This window comes from Flavobacterium aquicola (assembly GCF_003385115.1).
In the GTDB taxonomy this organism is placed as follows: domain Bacteria; phylum Bacteroidota; class Bacteroidia; order Flavobacteriales; family Flavobacteriaceae; genus Flavobacterium; species Flavobacterium aquicola.
Genome location: NZ_QUNI01000010.1, coordinates 92,867 through 112,170, shown reverse-complemented (window position 1 = coordinate 112,170; position 19,304 = coordinate 92,867). Strand labels below are relative to the sequence as shown.

The window sequence follows — 19,304 nt, the reverse complement described above, 5'->3', positions numbered from 1 at the left end:
CTTAAAAAATTCCTTTAAGCAAATTGTCCAGTTGTTTATATTCGATCAAGAAAGCGTCGTGTCCGTGAATGGAATCAATTTCCTGAAACGTTACATTCTCTTTTTGTTTTTTTAATATTTCGTAGGTTTCTTTATTTTCATTTACCGTAAAAAACAAATCCGAATTGATGCCGATAATATGGATATCGGCTTCTATTTGTGATGCTACTGCTACAAAAGATTCTCTGTTTCGAGAAATATCTATCGTTTTAAGCAATTGATTCATCAGCTTATATGCCGAAAGCTGAAAACGTTTCTGCAGTTTCTCTCCATGATGATTCAGCCAGCTTTCGATGTTAAAAACAGCTAATTCCTCGTTTATCGTTCTGTCAAATTTAGCTTTGAATGATTCGGGCGTTCGGTAACACAGCATTGCATGAATTCTTGCATCCTCTATTGGCTTTGCCGAATTATTTAAAATTTGTTCCTGCAGGAAACAATTGGCAATAAGCCAATCAGTCGATTTCCAATCAGTAGCTATCGGGATTAAGTGCTTTGTAATTTTAGGAGACAATGCAGCAATTTCCCATGCAATTCCTCCGCCTACAGAACCACCAATAATTGCAAACAGCTGCTTTATTTGAAGCACTTTTAATCCTTCTATAAAAAGTCTAGCTACATCTCTTGCAGTAAAATCCAAATAGTTTTCGATTACAGTATCATCAAAACCATTTCCTGGAATATTGAAAGCCAATATTGTATATCTATTTGTATCTATAGTTCGGTTTTCACCTATGAGTACATTCCACCAGCCTTTTGAACCCACAACTTGGGAGTTCCCAGTTAGGGCATGATTGACCAAAACAATGGGTGCAGTATGTAATTCACAGCCAAAAATCTGATAACTCAAATTGATTGACGCGTAAATGGCACCACTCTCGGTAGTAAAATTTTGTATAGTTATTGTAGTTGGTTTATTTTCCAATTTCAAATCTTTATTGTTTTTTGATTTGTACCGGAAATATTATGAAGAAAGTTGAAAAAACCAGATGATTTTCTTTGTGTTATCTTTCCACGTTTGGGCGTGGTAGAATGCAGCACCTTCTTCGATAAATCGAAGGGTTGCTAAGGCTTCATCGGGTCTAATCCCTCTGCCTTTCTTTATAACATTTCAATACGTTTCTGAACTTAAAGGTGCAAATTAACTACAATTTTATGAAACAACCAAATAATTACTTGACTCTTCTTTGAAATACTTCTTTCCAAATAGTAAAAAATCTGCCAAAAATCGCACTTATTCTCACGCACTTCTCTCATTTAAAAAAGAATACCGTGTTTTAATCTGTGGAATTCTTGGCAAATAATTTAAACTGAACATTATTTCCCGAGTTACCGCTCTTATGCCTCAAATAAAAAGAGTTTCATTCTCTTTTGAGTACATATGAAAAAGCAAAGAACTATTTCCTCTTTTTTCTTTCAGACTGAAGTTATCGTCTACTTCAAATCTTGTGTGATCTAATTCTTTTTTTGGATTGAATGGTTCTATAATTATAGTTTTTGTAATTGTCCTTTTGAAGAATTCTATTGTATTTCTGATGTATGATATAATTTTCATGATAGTGTAATTTTAAAATTAATTTTTATTAACGGCTTATATTTATTTTTTACTATTCTATTTTTTATGCATTATGAGTTTATCTGTAAAAGTCTGGACACTTTCCCGCTTAATACAACAAAAAAAAGTTGACAAACCTGTTGCGTGCAATACATTTGATTTTATTTTTTTAGAACTCATAATTTTATTTATTAACGTTTAATTTTTTAATACTGCTTTAAAACAAAAAACCCTTTTAGACATATATCCAAAAGGGTTTTAAGCTGTATATAAACTTATTCTTTTGGAATCAACAAATACGGGCAACCATCATGGCATTGACACGCATCATCATCATCTTCGTCTTCTTCGCTTTGCAAATGGTAATCTTAATAGTGTAGAGTTGCTGCATATTTAATTATTATTTTACTTAATCTTATAATTGTTTTAACCTAGAAAAAATTGACTTGAAAAATGACTAAAAAAAAACCTCCCAATAAGTTGAGAGGTTTTGTTATATATTATTTAATTTAAAAATAATGCTATATATACCTCTCCCTGCAGGTTTTCACCTGAATGGCTTGTTTAGACATATTACATAAATTAAATCTCATTTTCTCTTTTCTTATTTTGTTGAACAAATATCTGAACTTTTTTTCAATTTTCCAAACACAAAACATAAATTTAATAATGAATAAACATTGAGTTAAAACACAAACAGGTTAAAAATCAATATTTTACAAAACAGCACCCTACATTTTTAAATAAATAAGTGGATTTTTTAACAAAACTTTCTCTTTTTTAAGCTATTAGACAGCTTAAAATTAATTTGAAAACAGAAAATCCTGGTACTTTGAATGGATGGTCTGGTAAAAAAAAACTCCTATTGCCCCAAATAATGCGATTACAAAATGCAAAAGCGGATTTGGAAAAAATGAAAAAGCCAAATAACCAATAATAATGCCTCTTAAAAAATCCAAATGAAAAATCCATTTCTTTTGATCCAGCATAGCTCCTGTTGCAATAACACTCAAAACAATAAAAACAGTAATTAAAATAACATTAAAAGCAGTTATAAATTCTGAAAAGAGAATTGTCAAGAACAGCACGATCATTGTTACAATAGTTTTGGCAATAATTGAATTTGTCAGTTTCTTAGAATATTTTGTATCTATCGCAACCGTTTTTTTAGAAAACTTCCTTTCAAGAAGTGATCGTATTCTTGCATCAATATCATTTGGACCTCCAAAAATCACTTTTAATTTTGCCTTTACTGTTTTAGCCATTCTGAAAGCTACAGTTAATTCTAAAACGTAATGAAAATGCTGCCATAAAAAACTGTAACTGCCCAGCGACTTAGTTAATCCAAATTTAGGTTCTGTAGTTTCTTCTATAAAAGTCCCAAAAATTTTATCCCAGATAATCAGCATATCGCCATAATTTTTATCCAAATACTCTGGATTACTGCTGTGATGAACTCTGTGATGCGACGGCGTAACAATAATGTATTCTAACCAGCCGAGTTTCCCCACTAATTGCGTATGTGTAAAAAAAGGATACGTTCCATGAACAAGCAATAATATTGTAATCATTTCTGCATTGAAACCAATAATAGGCAAAACGCACCAAAACAGTCCTCTGGCAAAAGCTTGAAAAACTGTTATTCTGGCCGCAGCCGTGTAATTAAAATCATCACTTTGGTGGTGTACAATATGTGATGCCCAAAAAAGATTCACAGTATGACCAAATCGGTGGTACCAATACCAAAGTAAATCGGTGGCCAAAAAGAGAAGTACCCAAGTTGTAGCCGTAGACTCAATTGAAAAGATAGAAAAATTTGCATGCAGCCAAGAAAAAACAAAGAAAAATGTCCCTGTAGTTAAAAGATCGGCAATACGTTCTGCGATTCCAACGTTGAGATTGGCGACAGTTTCATTAAAATGATGAAGTTTTTTATTTTTTTTTACACTAATATAGTATTCCAAAAGCATGAATATTGCAAAAAATGGAACTGCAAGTGCTATGTAATTTAATTTCATATGTAGATTTTATTGTTTTTTATCGGTCATATGTAATTCGCATATCGTTATTAGGTATTTACGACCAATTTATAGTCATGCTCATTTCATTTGGGATTTTTTATTGGCTTAGAGCCAAATTGCTTCTTTTATTTTTATTTTTTCACTCACTTTTAAAATATCGACAAGAATTCCTCTGGAAATGACCTCTGTCTTTTTTCCTGAATTGTCACCGCGAACAATAATTGGATTATCTCCACGGGATTGAGTATAGATTTCATAAACCGTCTCAGTTCCTTTTAATTGACCAATAGCAGATGAAATAGGCTCTGAAACCAGCTTGACCTCAAATTTGTTTTCTGGAATCAAAATTTCTCCAACATACCGCAGCACTTCATTTTTTGGCTGTGCAAGCTTGGCTGCTTCAAAATCTTTATCCAATATTGACGCATTGGATAAAAATTTAGACTTGAGACTTGATTCATCCAAACGGTGCGATAAAAGCGAAGTGATTTTTATATCCAGAAACTCAATTTCTTTACCCAGCTCTCTTGCTAATACTAATAATTTCTTGGCAACTCCAATGCCCGAAAGCTCTTCTTTAAAGTCTGCTTTTAATAAACCTTTTTTATCCGCATCATTTAATACAGATGAAAAAGAGATATCTTCTGATGAAAACTTATTAAAAATATAACTTAGCGAATCTGAAAAAACTCCTCTTATTTTAGTTATTTTTTCCCCTGAATAATATAAATCACTTATGATCTGCAAAACTGGAATTCCTGCTCCAATATTAGTTTCGTATAAAAAACTCTTATCAAACCTCTTTAGATTTCTTCGTATTTCTTTATAAAAGTCGATATGGAGTACGTTTGCACTTTGATTAGCCGCAACAATATCAAATTGATTTTGAATTAAAGGAATATAATGCTTAACTAATTCTGAACTTTCAGTAGCATCAACTATTATTACATTTTCAAGTTCCTTATTTTTGACAAACTCAATAATATCTGTTATCGTAAAGGGAAATGCTAATTCATCAAAATTAGCCTCCCAATTATTTTTGACACCTTCTTTTTCAAAAAAAGCCAAAGTCGAGTTGGTAATAACTGGAAAACGTAAATCAATCTCTTTTTTTTCCAGATAGAATTGCTGGCTCTCGATAATTTGATTTATCAAGGCGCTTCCCACGTTTCCAATTCCAAAAAGGATTATATTTATTCTAAGCGCTGGCATAGAGGTGCTGTTTACTAAAGTTAAAAATTGGCTTTAAAATATCTGACAATTGATTGAATTCAATCAAGTAAGCATCGTGGCCGTGAATGGATTGAATTTGATGATAAAAAACATTTAGCTTTTTATTTGTCAATTCTCTATAAGTTTTACGGGTTTCTTCGGCAATAAATAAATAATCGGTATCGACAGTTACAAGATGAATATTACTTTCTATTTCATTTGCAACTGTTAGAAAATCAGGGCGATTTCTAGTAATGTCAATTGTTTTTAGCAAATGATTCATTAATTTATAAGCGGCCAGCCGGTATCTGTTTTTCAATTTAAAACCGTGATCAAGCAGCCAATTCTCAATTTTTAACGCTGATAATTCATCTAATTTGCTTCTTCTAAATCTTTGGTTTACATATTCTGGAGTTCTGTAAAGCAATGTTGCATGCAGACGGGCATCAACTATCGGATCATCCGAGTGATTAAGGATTTGGTCTTGAATAAGTACATTAGCAATAACCCAATCTGTAGCTTTCCAGTCAGTAGCAATTGGAATGAGATTATCAATCTTGTCTGGCTGTAAAGCTGCCATTTCCCAAGCTATGGCTCCGCCTAAACTACCGCCGATTACGGCATAAACATTTTTTACTTTCAAGTAAAACAAGCCTTCCCAAAAGATTCTGGCAATGTCGCGAACACTAAAATCGCGATAATTATCAATTAAATTATCAATATTGTCATCGTAGCCGTTTCCTGGAATATTGAAGGCTATTACGGTAAAATAGTCCGTATCAATTGCCTTATTTTCGCCAACTATACCATTCCACCATCCTTTTTGCCCTGTCACTTTAGAATTCCCTGTTAAGGAATGATTTACTACCACAACAGGAGCACTTCCCAACGGCCTTCCAAAAACATTATAAAACAAAGGCAGGTATGCTTTTTGTTTCCCTATTTCTAAATCAAAATTAAAGAGATCTATTTTTTCTAAATTTTCCATTTTCGAATATTTTTTAAAATTATTTTTTGTAAAAACTACCCTAGGCTAACAATCCAAAGTAGCACTAAGGCAGTTTTACTAACAAAAAAAAACACATTATTAAGCTAATTGTGGCGCTTTTATGGTTTCAAAAACAGCTTTTAAATCTGCTTTTAAATCCTCTATATCTTCAAGTCCAACGGACAGTCTAATTAAATCTTTGGTAACACCTGTCGAGATTTGCTCCTCATCTGTCAATTGCTGATGTGTGGTGCTGGCAGGGTGAATAATTAAGGATTTGGTATCCCCAATGTTTGCCAATATGGAAAATAGTTTTGTATTATCCGCTACTTTTTTGGCAGCATCATAACCAGCCTTTAAGCCAAAAGTTACTACACCGCTTTGTCCTTTAGGCAAATACTTTTGTACTAATACATAATACTTGCTGGATTTTAAACCTGGATAATTTACCCAAGCCACTTGATCCTGAACCTCCAGCCATTGTGCTAATGCCAAAGCATTTTCGCTGTGTCTTTTAATACGCACCTCCAAAGTTTCCAAGCCTTGTATGATTTGGAAAGCATTAAAAGGACTCAAAGCAGCTCCATAGTCGCGCAGTCCTTCGATACGTGCTTTTGCAATAAAAGCTGCGTTTCCTAAAGCTTCGTGATAGATCAGTCCATGATAACCTGCAGATGGTTCGGTGAATTCTGGGAATTTACCATTTGACCAGTCAAATTTTCCCGCATCAATAATAACGCCTCCTAATGAGGTTCCATTTCCTGAAATATATTTTGTTAAAGAATGGATAACAATATCAGCTCCATATTCAATAGGGTTCAATAAATAAGGGGAAGCAACCGTATTATCAACGATAAAAGGAACTTTGTAAGCTTTGGCTTCCTGCGAAATTGCCTTTAAATTCAGCACATCCAATTTTGGGTTACCTAAACTTTCTACAAAAAATGCTCTTGTGTTCTGCTTGGCGGCACGCGTAAAATTTTCTGGATCTGTAGCATCTACAAATGTGGTTGTGATTCCTAATCTAGGTAATGTTACTTTCAATAAATTATAAGTTCCACCGTATAAGCTGCTTGATGCTACAATGTGATCACCAGCTTTCAAAAGCACTAACAAAGCCGTCGAAATTGCTGATGCACCAGAGGCTGTAACTACAGCGCCAATACCTCCTTCTAAAACTGCTAAGCGTTTTTCAAGAATATCATTTGTCGGGTTATTTAATCTTGTATAAATGTATCCCTCTTCGGCAAGACCAAATAAATTAGCTGCGTGATCTGAATTATTAAATACATATGAAGAGGTCTGATAAATTGGAACTGCTCTAGATCCACCATTTTTAGTTACGTCGTGTCCTGCGTGTAATGCGTTTGTAGCAAAGTTTTGTGTGCTCATAATTTCTTATTTTTTTAATATTTTTAAATAGTATTTTGAATTGGTATTGCTTTATTTTTATATAAAAAGGTCTTCTTCTTCCAAATCATACATTCGAAATAGTAATGATTCGTGGCCTGTTAAATACAGCTCTTCATTTTGCTGATTAACTTCTATTGGAATGTCCTCTAGAACGCTGACGGTTTTTCGAAAATCTGTTTTTAATAAAGACTGTATTGCTTTCGAATTTTTATCTAATGTTTTCATAATTATAATTTCTAAAAGTGTGGAATAAAAAACCCTTTTAACTAGCTGGCCAAAAGGGTTTACAGTTTTTTAACTATAAAAAAGATTCATCTTTCACTTTTGGCAACAGCAGGCAGGAAGGCAATTTCGCATCATACAACACATCCTTATTTTATCAGCTATTGTTTTCATATTATAATTTGTTTTTAATTGAAAATCGTTTGATTTTTTAATTCTACTAATTTGATAGAGTAAATGTAGTAAGTATTTTCAATCTACCAAAAAAAAATACATTTTTTAACATTTAAAAAAGAAATTTGTTTTAAAAATTTTATCAAAATCACTTAACAAACTCTTTAAATTCAAGACTTAAGAAGCTTTATCTTTAAAAATTATTTTTTATATTAAATTTGAAATACTGACACCTAAAACAATCTTTTGCAATCATTTTTAATTTTTTAGCTGAAGCCATAACTTGTAAGTCTCGTAATTACTACTCTATTTATTACTATCAAAAGACCATACTCTTTAATTGGTTTATTTCCCAGATTTAAAATAGGCCCTATTTTTTAGGTCGCTTTGCGAAAGCTTCCAGCATCATACAAAATATATTTGTACACATCAATTTCATTTTTGATTCTATTTTTTTTATGTAGTAGCCTAAACTATTTTTTAATCAGCCATTAGAAAATATTTTTTTTAAATTCTATAGAACTACTAGAATATGTTAAAATCCACTTATTTAATTAAAAAAAGTTAAAGAATAATTTGGAATTCAAAATGGTTTCATACCTTTGCACCCGAATATAAGAGGAAAAATTTGAACTGATTGCAACCTCTTCATAATGAACAAACTTCATTATGAGTGCTGAAAAATTTTCAGTATAAAAAATGCTAAAGCAGAAACTCTCCTTTAGCATTTCCAGCAATTATTTTTTCTCGATTAATTTTAAAAATTTATAATTATTATGGCTTATTTATTTACGTCAGAATCTGTAAGTGAGGGACACCCAGACAAAGTTGCAGATCAAATTTCGGATGCATTAATTGATAACTTTTTGGCATTTGATGCTGACTCAAAAGTAGCTTGTGAGACGTTAGTAACTACTGGCCAGGTAATCTTGGCAGGAGAAGTAAAGTCGAATACATACTTAGATGTACAACAAATTGCGCGTGAAGTAATCCGCAAAATTGGTTATACAAAAAGTGAATATATGTTTGAAGCAAACTCTTGCGGTATTCTTTCGGCAATTCACGAACAATCTGCAGATATTAATCAAGGTGTTGACAGAGCAAGCAAAGAAGAACAAGGTGCTGGAGATCAAGGAATGATGTTTGGTTACGCAACTAATGAAACTGAAAATTACATGCCATTGGCACTTGATTTGTCTCATAAATTATTACAGGAATTAGCAATTCTAAGACGCGAAAATAACGAAATCACTTATTTGCGTCCTGATGCGAAATCTCAGGTTACTTTAGAATACAGTGATGATAACAAACCTACACGTATTGATGCTATCGTAATTTCTACGCAGCATGATGATTTTGATGAAGAAGCAACAATGCTTGCAAAAATCAAAAAAGACATCATCGAAATATTGATTCCAAGAATTATTGCAAAAAATCCTGAACACGCACATTTATTCAATGATAAAATCCAATACCATATCAACCCAACTGGAAAATTCGTTATTGGAGGACCTCACGGAGATACTGGTTTGACCGGAAGAAAAATTATTGTTGATACTTACGGAGGAAAAGGAGCTCACGGTGGTGGTGCTTTCTCTGGAAAAGACCCAAGTAAAGTAGACAGAAGTGCTGCTTATGCTACACGTCACATCGCTAAAAATCTTGTCGCAGCAGGTGTTGCTGATGAGATTTTGGTACAAGTTTCGTATGCAATTGGAGTTGCAAAACCAATGGGTATTTTTATCGAAACTTACGGGACATCTAAAGTAAACTTAACTAATGGCGAAATTGCCAAAAAAGTTGAAGCTATTTTTGATATGCGTCCTTACTTCATCGAACAAAGATTAAAATTAAGAAATCCAATTTATAGCGAAACTGCCGCTTACGGACATATGGGCCGTACGCCAGAAACTGTAGCTAAAACCTTCTCTGCTCCAGGCGGATTAACTAAAACTGTTACTGTTGACTTATTTACTTGGGAAAAATTAGATTTTGTTGATCAGGTGAAAACAGCTTTTGGATTGTAAAAAATCTAAATTGATATTTTATAAAAAACCATTCGAATCCCGAATGGTTTTTTTTATGTTAGATTTTTTTATCCAAAAATATCAAGCATAAACGCATCATAACTATTTCATAAAAAAGAGTTCTGATTCGTGCTAAAATCAAAACACGTTATTTACTGTTTTATAAAGAGTTAAATATTGAATTTATATTTCTAAAATCATTAGTTAAATACCTTTGCTAAATCTAAATTTTAGCTATTTTTACAATCTTAGAAATTAGAAATTATAAAATCGCAACACTATAATGCACATAGCTATAGCAGGAAACATAGGCTCAGGAAAAACAACATTAACCCGTCTGTTAGCCAAACATTTTAAATGGGAACCCCATTTTGAAGAAGTAGTAGACAATCCATATCTTGATGATTTTTACCATCAGATGGAACGCTGGTCCTTTAATTTACAAATCTATTTTTTGAACAGCCGTTTCCGTCAGATAATGCAAATCAGAGAAAGCGGTAAAAAAATTATTCAGGATAGAACTATCTATGAAGATGCTCATATTTTTGCTCCCAACCTTTATGCTATGGGATTGATGACAAACCGTGATTTTGAAAACTATTCTTCTCTTTTTGAATTAATGGAATCTCTTGTCAAAGCACCAGATCTATTAATCTACCTGAGAAGTTCTATACCTAACTTAGTAGGACAAATTCATAAACGCGGACGCGAATATGAGAATACTATTTCTATCGATTATTTAAGCCGTCTTAATGAGCGTTATGAAGCATGGGTTCAAACCTATAACAAAGGAAAAATTATGATCATTGATGTTGACAATATTAATTTTGTAGACAACCCAGAAGATCTAGGGACTATCATCAATCGTATCGATGCTGAATTAAATGGATTATTTTAAAACCTTGACTTAATCTCAAAAAAAATGCCTCGATAAATAATTCGAGGCATTTTTTTTGAGCTATATTACAAAACAATTTTAGATTATTTTTTAAAAACTACCATTCGTTCACCTTATTAGCATCCATTTTAATAAAGATAAACAATAAAATTGTGAATCCCCAGAGCCCGGATCCCCCGTATGAAAAGAAAGGCAAAGGCACACCAATGGTTGGAAAAATTCCAATAACCATTGCAATATTTACAAAAAAGTGAATAAATAAAATGCCTGCAACACAATAACCATATACTCTGCTAAACTTCGTTTTTTGTCTTTCTGCCAAATAAATAACCCTCAGCAATAATGCTGCAAAAAGACCAATTACAACTAAAGAACCAACAAATCCCCATTCTTCTCCAACCGTAGTAAAAATATAATCAGTATGCTGTTCGGGCACAAAACCACCTTTTGTCTGGGTTCCTTCTAGAAAACCTTTGCCAAGCCAGCCTCCAGATCCAACAGCAATTTCAGATTGATTTGTATTATATCCAATACCTTTCATATCGACTTCCTTGCCTAACAATATATTAAATCGGTCTCGGTGGTGCTGCTTAAAAACATTTGTAAAAACATAATTTACAGATAAGACAAAACCTGAAATAACAGCAAATAATATACCGCTCAATACAATATTTCTATCAGCTAATCTTGACTTATAATGAATTAGAACAATAACCAAAAGCGATATTAAAATTACATATTGGGGTTCTAATATCAACGTCAGCATAAACAATACAATCGTTATAAATCCAGTCCATACATACCAAGACGGTAATCCTTCTCTAAATAAAACAATAATAAAAACACTGTAAATCAAAGCACTTCCTGGGTCAGGCTGTGGCAAAATAAGCATCACCGGCAAAAAAACAATAGCTAATGCCTGTACCTGTCTGTTAACTTCTTTTAAATTTATCTGAGTATCACTGAGATATTTTGCAATTGCCAATGAGGTAGCAGCTTTAGCAAATTCAGATGGCTGCAATGTAAAACTTCCAAAACCATACCAGCACCGCTGACCTGCAATCGTTTTTCCAAAAACGAATAGTCCAGCCAGAGAAATCAGAGAAACAACAAAAATGATACTGGCATATTTTTCATAAAATTTACCGTCTATATACAGTAAAACAAAAATCATAGGAACTGCCAAAGCAATAAATATGGCTTGTTTTTCGTAGGTGCCATCGGTTGAGGACAAAGAAGAAGAGTATATATTTAACCAGCCTAAAACCACTAGGGCAATGTAGATAATGACACATATCCAATCAATATTGCTTGATAAACTTTGATTTTTCATCTGATATGAATGTATTATTTAGTTTTGGTTGTGTCAATTTTTTTTTGCATCGCAGCTTTTACTTTGCTTTGAGCAATAGAATCCTTTATTCTTAATTCTTTTTTCACCTCTTCTGAAAGTCCGCCCAAAATTGCATATCTGCTCTGTAAACTTGTATTTAACACACGAGTTTCTAAATCAGTTCTTGTGATTTTTTTTCTAAGATATTTTTCAATCATCAAACTGGCAATAGGTCCTGCAATTGTTGCTCCGAAACCACCATTTTCTACCAATACTGCTATAGCTATTTTTGGATTGTCTTTTGGAGCAAAAGCTACAAAAATAGAGTGGTCTTTTAGCTGCACTCTTTTGCCTCCAATTTTAGCGAAATTTTCGGCTGTTCCTGTTTTTCCGCAGATATCAATTCCTTCTACACGTAATCCATAGGCAGTACCTCTATTGTAAACATCAAATAATCCGCTAATCATTGGAGGGAAATATTTTTCATCAATAGTTGTTACGTGCTTAGTAGTAAATTTGGCATCTATTTTTTCTCCTTTTATTTTTTTAATGATATGAGGAGTGTAATAATACCCGTGATTGGACACAGTCGCCATCATATTGGCTAATTGGATAGGAGTCACCAATACTTCCCCTTGACCGATAGCATTAGAAATAATCGTTTTACCGCTATAACCCCATCCTGGATACATTCTTTTATAGGTTTTAGAAGTCGGAATCTTTCCTCTTCTTCCTGTAGGCAAATCATATCCCATAAACTCACCCAGTCCAAAACTTTTAATATGGTTACTCCATACATCCACAGAATAAGGAGTACTTTTATATTTACCCATAGTCTTCAAATATACATTCGAAAAATATGCGTTACATGATTTATAAATACCTACATGAAGATCTAATACACCGCCACCGCAATGACAACGCTGAAAGCGGCCGGGAGCATAATAAAAACCATGATTACACACAAATTTAGTTTCTTCTTCAACTACTCCTTCTTGCAGTCCAACAAGACCTGTCATGATTTTAAAAGGAGAACCTGGTGGATATTCTGCCAACAGTCCTCTGTCATAAAGTGGTTTTGCAATGGAGTCACGATATAATTTTGTATAATTCTTAGAACGCTGTCTGCCTACTAAAATTCCAGGATCATATGAAGGAGCTGTAACAAGCGCTAAAATTTCTCCAGTTTGTGGCTCTATAGCAACTATTCCTCCGCGCTTATTTATCATTAGCTGCTCACCATATTTTTGAATCTCAGCATCAATGGTAAGATCTATATCCTCACCTGGTCTTGCAATTGTATCAAACTTCCCTTCTTTATAGGATCCTATTTCCCTATTAAATTTATCTTTTTGAAAATATTTGACACCTTTAATTCCACGAAGAACTTCTTCGTAGCTTTCCTCGACCCCTTGTACCCCAATTAAATCTCCACTCTTGTAATAATGATTTTTTTCAATTTGCTTATCATTAACCTGATTAATAGATCCAAAAATATTGGCTCCGAAATTCACCTCATAATCACGCAAAGAACGCTTTTGAAAATAAAACCCTTCGAATTTTCTTATTTTTTCCTGAAAAGCAGCAAACTCAGTCTTATTTAATTGTGCCAAAAACACAGAAGGCAATCTAGGGCTGTATACTTTGGCTTTTTCTATTCTCTTGATAAAATCATCTTTGGTAATATTCAATAGCTTACAAAACTCAAGAGTATCCGTCTTATTTAATTCCCTTGGTATAACCATGATATCATAAGAAGGCTGATTGGCTACTAATAAAACACCATTTCTATCATAAATATAACCCCTCTCTGGATAATCATATTTGATTTTTATGGCATTATTTTCTGATTTCAGTTTAAACGAATCGTCAATAATCTGCAAATAAAAGACACGTATAATTAACAAAGATGCACCAATAATAATTAAAGCTGGTAATAAGGCTTTTCTCATCGTTTATTTGGCTTTATAAGATAAATTAAGATAATACAAATTAACATTGTAAAGAGTGTACTTAAAACAGTTCGAATTAAAACATCTAATAGGAAAGAAATCTCAAAAGATTCTAACAGAAACAATGTAACATTATGGGTGATAACTGATAATAAGATAAAAGTAAACCGCTCTGGTGTCAAAACATCATTTAGTTTGATTGTTTGATACTCATAACTAAGTCCAAATGAAAATTTAAAAAAAGCGGGTCTAAAATAAGCCAAAAGAACACAGGCAGCAGCATGAACACCACCAGAGTTACAAAATAAATCCATAATCAAGCCTAAAAAAAAACTGGCGATAAGAAGATTGGCTTTATTCCCATTTACAGGGTAAAGAATGATAAAAAGAATATAAGGAAACGCACTTACATAACCTCCAAAATTCATTTTATTAAAAACTAAAATTTGTAAAGCTAGTAAGAACACAAAACGAAAAATATTCACCAACAACGTGCTATTCATCTTTTCTTTGGTTTTCTAAATTTTTAATTTCTTCGCTGTTTTCAGTTTTTATTATGTAAACATGTCCTAAATTGGTCATGTCATTAAATAATTTTACATTTATTTTGTAGTAATGATTTTTATCACTTGGAATAAATATTTTGTCAATTGTTCCAATTCCAATGTTTTCAGGAAAAATAACTGACTGACCACCGGTTACGATTGTATCTCCTGTTCTAATACTAGCAAGCCTCGGAACGTCTATCAATTGTACTATACCAGCATTTTTACCATCCCAATTTAAAGTTCCAAAATGGTCTGAATTTTTAATCTTTGCGTTTATTTGTGATTTTGTATTTAATATACTTATCACTGTAGAATAATTCTCAGAAACATTATCGATGATACCAACAATTCCTAAACTATTTATTACCCCCATATCAGGTCTAACTCCCGATTTAGCACCAGAATTTAAAGTTAAGAAATTCTCATATACATTGAATGAATTATGAATTACTTTAGAAACGACGATGTCTTTTGGCAAGACCCCTTTGAGACTATCTAAATTTGGAATATCGGCAGAATCTTTAATTTTAAACAGCAGACTTTTCAAATTAGCATTTTCCAGTGCTAACTGATCATTTTGTTCCCGAAGATTTAAATATTCTTCTACAGAATTTATTCTTTCATATACACCACCGCTTAAAAAATTGGCAGAACTAATTATTTTGCTTCTATGAAAAGAATGGGATTGTATAGTAAGGGATAACGAAATACCCAAAAGCAGCAAAAACAGTATTCGATTACTGTTTTTTATAATAAATGAAAATATTTGCTGCATTTTTTAACGGTATAATAAATGATAAATAATTATAAGTTTCAGTTAACCCGAATGCTACTTAATTAATATGTTTTTAAATTTTGTAATGTTTTTAAGAGCCATTCCAGTTCCTCTTACAACCGCTCTTAATGGATCTTCTGCAATATAAACTGGTAAATCTGTTTTTTGAGAGATTCTTTTATCAAGACCTCTTAACATAGACCCACCACCAGCAAGATAGATACCCGTATTGTAAATATCAGCAGCTAATTCTGGAGGAGTCTGCGATAAAGTTTCCATTACAGCATCTTCAATTCGCTGAATTGATTTATCCAATGCTTTTGCAATTTCTCTATAAGATACTTCTACTTGTTTTGGCTTTCCTGTCAGCAAATCTCTTCCTTGAACAGACATATCCTCTGGAGGAGTCTCTAAGTTCTCGATAGCAGCACCAATTTGAATTTTTATTTTTTCAGCGGTACTTTCCCCAACAAATAAGTTGTGCTGCGTACGCATGTAGTAAACAATATCATTAGTAAATACGTCACCTGCAATTTTGACTGATTTATCACAAACGATTCCGCCTAATGCAATTACAGCAATTTCTGTTGTTCCACCACCTATATCCACAATCATGTTCCCTTTTGGCTGCATGATATCGATTCCAATACCAATAGCAGCTGCCATAGGCTCATGAATCAAGTATACTTCTTTTCCGTTTACTCTTTCACAAGATTCTTTTACCGCTCTCATCTCCACTTCTGTAATCCCAGAAGGAATACAAACAACCATTCTTAAAGCGGGGGTAAACATTCTTTTTTTCAATGCCGGAATGCTTTTGATAAACATATTTATCATTTTCTCAGAAGCATCAAAATCAGCAATTACACCATCTTTTAAAGGCCTGATAGTTTTAATGTTTTCATGCGTCTTCCCCTGCATCATATTGGCTTCCTTACCAACTGCAATAATTTTGCCTGATATTCTATCACGCGCAACTATAGACGGACTGTCAATTACGACTTTGTCATTGTGAATGATTAAAGTGTTTGCTGTACCAAGGTCTATCGCAATATCCTCGGTCATGAAATCAAAAAATCCCATATGCCTTTTAAGGGTTAAAAAGTTATAAATAAATTACGCACAAAGTTAAACAAATTAATGTTTAAAATGACGTGTTCCTGTAAATACCATTGCAAGATTGTTTTCGTTGCAGTAATTGATACTCAATTCGTCTTTGATTGATCCACCTGGCTGAATTACAGCTGTTATCCCAGCCTTTTTAGCTAATTCTACACAGTCTGGAAAAGGGAAAAAAGCATCACTTGCCATAGAAGCTCCTTCTAGACTAAATCCAAAAGCATTAGCCTTTTCGATAGCTTGTAATAATGCATCTACTCTTGAAGTCTGTCCTGTCCCAGAAGAAATCAAAGTTCCATTTTTAGCAAAAACAATGGTGTTTGATTTGGTATTCTTACACACTTTGGAAGCAAAAATCAAATCGTCAATTTCTTGCGCTGTAGGTGCTGTTGTTGTAACGGTTTTTAAGTCAGCTTTAGTATCGGTGATATTGTTTCTTTCTTGAATCAACAATCCGTTCAAGCATGTTCTTACTTGTTTTTGAGGCAATTCGACTTCATTTTGAATTAAAATAATTCTATTTTTCTTTTCCTGTAAAATAGCAATTGCTTCAGCATCATAAGACGGTGCGATAACTACTTCGCAGAACAATTTGTTTATTTCATTAGCCGTAGCAACATCAATAGTTGTGTTCGAAATTAATACACCGCCAAAAGCAGAAGTTGGATCACAAGCCAAAGCTACATTATAAGCTTCGCAAATCGTGCTTCTTGTTGCCAATCCGCAAGCGTTATTATGCTTTAAAATAGCAAATGTTGGACCGTCATTTTTGAATTCATGAATTAAATTCACGGCAGCATCTACATCAAGTAAGTTATTATATGACAATTCTTTTCCGTGAACCTTAGTGAACATTGCTTCAAAATCACCAAAATAGAATCCTTTTTGGTGTGGATTTTCTCCATATCTCAATACTTGCCCGTTTTCTATACTTGCTTTATAGATAGTCTCATCAGTGCTAAAATAGTTAAAGATTGCACCATCATAATGTGAAGAAACATGAAATGCTTTAGTAGCCAATAATTTTCTGTCGGCCAATGTTGTAGCACCGTTTTGAGCAGAAATCAAATCTAAAAACAAACCATATTGATCCATAGAAGAAACAATTACAGTGTCTTTAAAGTTTTTTGCGGCAGCGCGAATTAACGAAATTCCGCCAATATCTATTTTTTCGATAATATCTTCTTCACTTGCTCCAGAAGCAACTGTTTTTTCAAATGGGTATAAATCAACAATCACCAAATCAATCTGCGGAATCTCATATTCCTTCATTTGCTGTACATCGCTTTCGTTATCTTGACGATTTAGAATACCACCAAAAACTTTTGGATGCAATGTTTTTACTCTTCCTCCAAGAATTGATGGATAAGAAGTAACATCTTCAACAGGAATTACAGGAATGCCTAAATTTTTAATGAATTCTTCAGTGCCTCCAGTAGAATAAAAAGTCACATTTTGTTCGTGTAATTTTCTAACAATTGGCTCAAGACCATCTTTTGAAAAGACTGAAATTAATGCTGATTGGATTGTTTTTGTTGTGCTCATTGCGTAGTTATAGTTTTTAAAGTGCAAAAGTAGTTTTTTTTGATTATATAATTCAATAAAAAAGATGTAACAATCTCTTAAAATATCATACCTATTGTTAAATGTATTTTTTTTGATTTTTGGGAGAAAAAGATAGAAGTTTACTAGTAATACAAATTTAAAAAACATGTTAGTTTACCTGCGATTATTAAAAGAGAGTTTTGGCTTTGCTATGAATGCTTTGCGAAGCAATAAATTAAGAACATTTCTTTCTTTATTGGGTGTAACGATTGGTATATTCTCTATAATAGCTGTGCTTGCCGCAGTTGATTCTTTGGACAAAAAAATATCCAAAGATTTGAGCAGTATGGATAAAAACACTATTTATTTACTAAAATTCCCATTTGGTCCTTCGGATATTCCGCAGTGGAAAAGAGAACAATTCCCTAACGTAAAATATTCCGAATATATTTATTTGAAAGATGCCATGACGCATACTGATGAATTGGGCTACCGAATATTTACTAGAAATGAATCTATAAAATACGGAGCCAACATTGTAAGTGATGTTCAGATAATGCCAGTTTCCCATGAATTTATTGACATTGAAGGACTAACATTTGAAGAAGGAAGATTTTACAATGAGTCTGAAGCTAATTCGGGGGCACCAGTAATCGTTTTAGGAGATGAAATTGCAAAATCACTTTTTGAAGACACGGAGCCTATTGGAAAAAACATCAGACTGTACGGTCAGCGGTTTACTGTCATAGGGGTTTTGAAAAAAGAAGGATCTACTTTTGGAGGAAGCAACGACTCGGCAGCATTTATTCCCGTTAATTTTATTCGAAAAATGTATGGTGATAACAATCCGAATTTAACAAATGTTATAATATTCAAACCCGAAAAAGGAGTGGATATGGAAGAGTATAAAAGTGAAATTTCGCAAAAACTTAGAAATTTCAGAGGAGTGAAAGCGGGAGAAATTGACAACTTTTTCATTAATGTTTTTGCTGGGTTTTTAAACATTATAGATGAAGTTTTGGGATCTTTGCGTATTGGAGGAATCTTTATAAGTTTCTTCTCTTTTTTGGTAGGAGGATTCGGTGTTGCTAACATAATGTTCGTTTCTGTAAAAGAAAGAACTAATTTAATTGGAATCCAAAAATCATTAGGCGCTAAAAACCGCTTTATATTATTTCAATTTTTATTTGAAGCTATTATTCTTTGTGTAATCGGCGGATTAATAGGCCTATTTATGGTTTGGATTATATCTATAGTACTAACAAATGTCTTAGATTTTGAATTTGTTTTAAGTTTTTGGAACATTATAATAGGCTCTGGATTGTCAATTCTTGTTGGGATTATATCTGGCATTATTCCCGCAATTACCGCCTCTAATCTGGATCCGGTTGAAGCTATAAGAACAGGAATGTAGTTTATCGTCAATATTGTGTGATTGTTATTTTAATGTAAATTTGGAAGCCTATAAATATTTAACTAGTTT

Annotated in this window: 16 protein-coding genes and 1 riboswitch; of the genes, 3 read left to right on the top strand and 13 right to left on the bottom strand. The window is 32.9% G+C overall.

The features are described from left to right. Position 1: 1 nt before the first annotated feature. From C8P67_RS16080 to C8P67_RS16050, 7 genes are all read right to left on the bottom strand, one after another. Entirely contained in the window at positions 2–970 is a 969-nt protein-coding gene (locus C8P67_RS16080; RefSeq protein WP_115814197.1) for an alpha/beta fold hydrolase, read from the bottom strand. Between the two features lie 70 nt (positions 971–1,040). After that, positions 1,041–1,149, bottom strand: a riboswitch (SAM riboswitch). 235 nt (positions 1,150–1,384) lie between these two features. Then, positions 1,385–1,594 (bottom strand): hypothetical protein, encoded by a 210-nt coding sequence (locus tag C8P67_RS16075; RefSeq protein ID WP_115814196.1) that lies wholly within the window; start codon positions 1,592–1,594, stop codon positions 1,385–1,387. Between the two features lie 803 nt (positions 1,595–2,397). Then, entirely contained in the window at positions 2,398–3,612 is a 1,215-nt protein-coding gene (locus C8P67_RS16070; protein WP_115814195.1) for a sterol desaturase family protein, read from the bottom strand. Between the two features lie 108 nt (positions 3,613–3,720). Next, positions 3,721–4,827, bottom strand: coding sequence for a homoserine dehydrogenase family protein (locus C8P67_RS16065; protein WP_115814194.1), 1,107 nt, complete (start codon positions 4,825–4,827; stop codon positions 3,721–3,723). After that, positions 4,814–5,815, bottom strand: coding sequence for an alpha/beta fold hydrolase (locus C8P67_RS16060; protein ID WP_115814193.1), 1,002 nt, complete (start codon positions 5,813–5,815; stop codon positions 4,814–4,816). Before C8P67_RS16060 ends, C8P67_RS16065 begins: the two co-directional genes overlap by 14 nt. A 99-nt stretch (positions 5,816–5,914) precedes the next feature. After that, positions 5,915–7,207 carry an O-acetylhomoserine aminocarboxypropyltransferase/cysteine synthase family protein gene (locus tag C8P67_RS16055; RefSeq protein ID WP_115814192.1) on the bottom strand — a complete coding sequence of 431 codons (1,293 nt, stop codon included), beginning with the start codon at positions 7,205–7,207 and terminating at the stop codon, positions 5,915–5,917. A 57-nt stretch (positions 7,208–7,264) separates the two neighbouring features. After that, the gene (locus tag C8P67_RS16050; protein WP_115814191.1) at positions 7,265–7,453 is read right to left on the bottom strand and encodes a hypothetical protein; all 189 of its coding nucleotides are present in this window, start codon (positions 7,451–7,453) and stop codon (positions 7,265–7,267) included. Between the two features lie 947 nt (positions 7,454–8,400). Between C8P67_RS16050 and metK the strand changes: the two genes are divergently transcribed. Together metK and C8P67_RS16040 are read left to right on the top strand one after the other, a co-directional pair. Further along, on the top strand, positions 8,401–9,651 hold the full coding sequence (gene metK / locus C8P67_RS16045) for a methionine adenosyltransferase (protein WP_115814190.1): 1,251 nt from the start codon (positions 8,401–8,403) through the stop codon (positions 9,649–9,651). Positions 9,652–9,934: 283 nt separating this feature from the next. Beyond that, entirely contained in the window at positions 9,935–10,549 is a 615-nt protein-coding gene (locus C8P67_RS16040; RefSeq protein ID WP_115814189.1) for a deoxynucleoside kinase, read from the top strand. 97 nt (positions 10,550–10,646) lie between these two features. Here the strand turns inward: C8P67_RS16040 and rodA are convergent, their stop codons facing one another. The 6 genes from rodA to purH are packed head-to-tail and all read right to left on the bottom strand — an operon-like array spanning position 10,647 to position 17,821. Next, complete coding sequence (gene rodA / locus C8P67_RS16035; RefSeq protein WP_115814188.1) at positions 10,647–11,882, bottom strand: rod shape-determining protein RodA; 1,236 nt, start codon at positions 11,880–11,882, stop codon at positions 10,647–10,649. 14 nt (positions 11,883–11,896) lie between these two features. Then, positions 11,897–13,834, bottom strand: coding sequence for a penicillin-binding protein 2 (mrdA, locus tag C8P67_RS16030; RefSeq protein ID WP_115814187.1), 1,938 nt, complete (start codon positions 13,832–13,834; stop codon positions 11,897–11,899). Further along, positions 13,831–14,337, bottom strand: a complete 507-nt coding sequence (locus C8P67_RS16025) for a rod shape-determining protein MreD (protein ID WP_115814186.1) — start codon at positions 14,335–14,337, stop codon at positions 13,831–13,833. The genes mrdA and C8P67_RS16025 overlap by 4 nt, the downstream gene beginning before the upstream one ends. Further along, positions 14,330–15,157, bottom strand: a complete 828-nt coding sequence (gene mreC / locus C8P67_RS16020; RefSeq protein ID WP_115814185.1) for a rod shape-determining protein MreC — start codon at positions 15,155–15,157, stop codon at positions 14,330–14,332. Before mreC ends, C8P67_RS16025 begins: the two co-directional genes overlap by 8 nt. 54 nt (positions 15,158–15,211) lie before the next feature. Then, on the bottom strand, positions 15,212–16,240 hold the full coding sequence (locus C8P67_RS16015; RefSeq protein ID WP_115814184.1) for a rod shape-determining protein: 1,029 nt from the start codon (positions 16,238–16,240) through the stop codon (positions 15,212–15,214). 54 nt (positions 16,241–16,294) lie between these two features. Then, positions 16,295–17,821 (bottom strand): bifunctional phosphoribosylaminoimidazolecarboxamide formyltransferase/IMP cyclohydrolase, encoded by a 1,527-nt coding sequence (gene purH, locus C8P67_RS16010; protein WP_115814274.1) that lies wholly within the window; start codon positions 17,819–17,821, stop codon positions 16,295–16,297. Between the two features lie 166 nt (positions 17,822–17,987). Here purH and C8P67_RS16005 point away from each other — a divergent pair, with 166 nt between their 5' ends. Further along, positions 17,988–19,235 (top strand): ABC transporter permease, encoded by a 1,248-nt coding sequence (locus tag C8P67_RS16005; RefSeq protein ID WP_115814183.1) that lies wholly within the window; start codon positions 17,988–17,990, stop codon positions 19,233–19,235. The last annotated feature ends 69 nt before the right edge of the window (positions 19,236–19,304 follow it).